Origin of the sequence: Moorena sp. SIO3I8 (assembly GCF_010692325.1) — a bacterium.
Classification (GTDB): Bacteria; Cyanobacteriota; Cyanobacteriia; order Cyanobacteriales; family Coleofasciculaceae; genus Moorena.
Genome location: NZ_JAAHHW010000434.1, coordinates 1 through 1,221, shown reverse-complemented (window position 1 = coordinate 1,221; position 1,221 = coordinate 1). Strand labels below are relative to the sequence as shown.

1 protein-coding gene is annotated in these 1,221 nt (G+C 46.4%); it reads left to right on the top strand.

Features of this window, described 5'->3' with window-relative positions; all coding sequences use genetic code 11:
• Positions 1-635: 635 nt before the first annotated feature.
• Positions 636-1,100, top strand: a complete 465-nt coding sequence (locus F6K51_RS37665; RefSeq protein WP_293031379.1) for a hypothetical protein — start codon at positions 636-638, stop codon at positions 1,098-1,100.
• Positions 1,101-1,221: the final 121 nt, after the last annotated feature.

Genomic DNA, 1,221 nt, shown 5'->3' with positions numbered 1-1,221 from the left:
GCTGATAGCTGATAGCTGAATGCTTACTCTCATATTAAGCATAATTAATGATAATTACGCATAATTACTCATATTAGGTATTTGTGATTAGGAGTTACCCCCCGTCCCTTGGTCAACCCTAATCTTAGGGGTGCTTTGAATCTTAGGGGCGCTTTGCTTGCGCCCTCACGGATTGCGCCCCGCCCTCACGCTGATCTTAAATCTAGTTTTGAGCAGGGGAGAAGGTTTTAGAGTTTTTGCTGCTTACTCAAAAATAAACAATCACAAACAATAACAAACAATTAGATGGTGACAGCTGACCAATTTCAAAAAATAGTGCTATTAACACATCACCTCATCACCATTTATAGCTCGAAGAAATGAAATTGGTGTATAGGGTTTCTTATACTTATCAGGTACACTCAAATTTCTTACCCCGACTCCCGACTCCCGACTCCCGTTCCCCTTCTGGGAGGGGTTAGGGGTGGGTTCCGACTCCCTACTCCCTACTCCCTACTGCCATTAACCCAAGACGAAAATCCCTTACCTACGGTAGAACTGTTATAAGTTATAATCAACCCTAACTGTTGGGAAAACTTTAAGTAAGAGTTTGTAAAATAAATTCTCGTAGCCCAACTGTAGTTGGTAGTTGAAAGATGACAGATCAACAGCCCTCACCCCGCATTGCACCAGCACCACCGCCTTTGAATATAGCGTCTAGAGCAGCATCTGCTCAAGGCAATCAATCGAGACCTGCACAACCAAGAGCCATGGCTCCAAGAAGCAGTCAAGCCGGTGCCGCAGTAGCCTCACGCCCTCGCCCTGTGCCCACAACAGGTCAGAATTCAGCCACTAACGTCCAAGCAAAACCATCAGCCAATCAGCACCAGAAGAAACCCCATAGCATCGGTCTGCCCCCTGGACAGTCAAGCTTAGAAAGCATTGTCCGTGAGGCCTTTGAGAAAGGAGTGTCTGATATTCATCTAGGTGTTGGTGAAACTCCCCGTTTCCGGAGTCGCGGTGAAATGGAGCCAACCCAATATCCACTCACAGATCACGCAACATTTAACTGTTGGCTCAAGGAAGTAATGAGTGATGAGGAAATCCGGCGCTTTAGATAAAGGCGGGAATTGGATGGGGCAACTCAGTACGAGGTTAGACGGGTCAGGAGTAATGTCTTCGATAGCCTACTTGGTCCTTCAATTGTCTTGCGGATTACAGCTGCAAGCCTTATGTAGCCTC

Excerpts from the sequence above, each read along its gene's own strand:
- F6K51_RS37665 (WP_293031379.1), top strand. The coding sequence starts at position 636 with ATGACAGATCAACAGCCCTCACCCCGCATTGCACCAGCACCACCGCCT.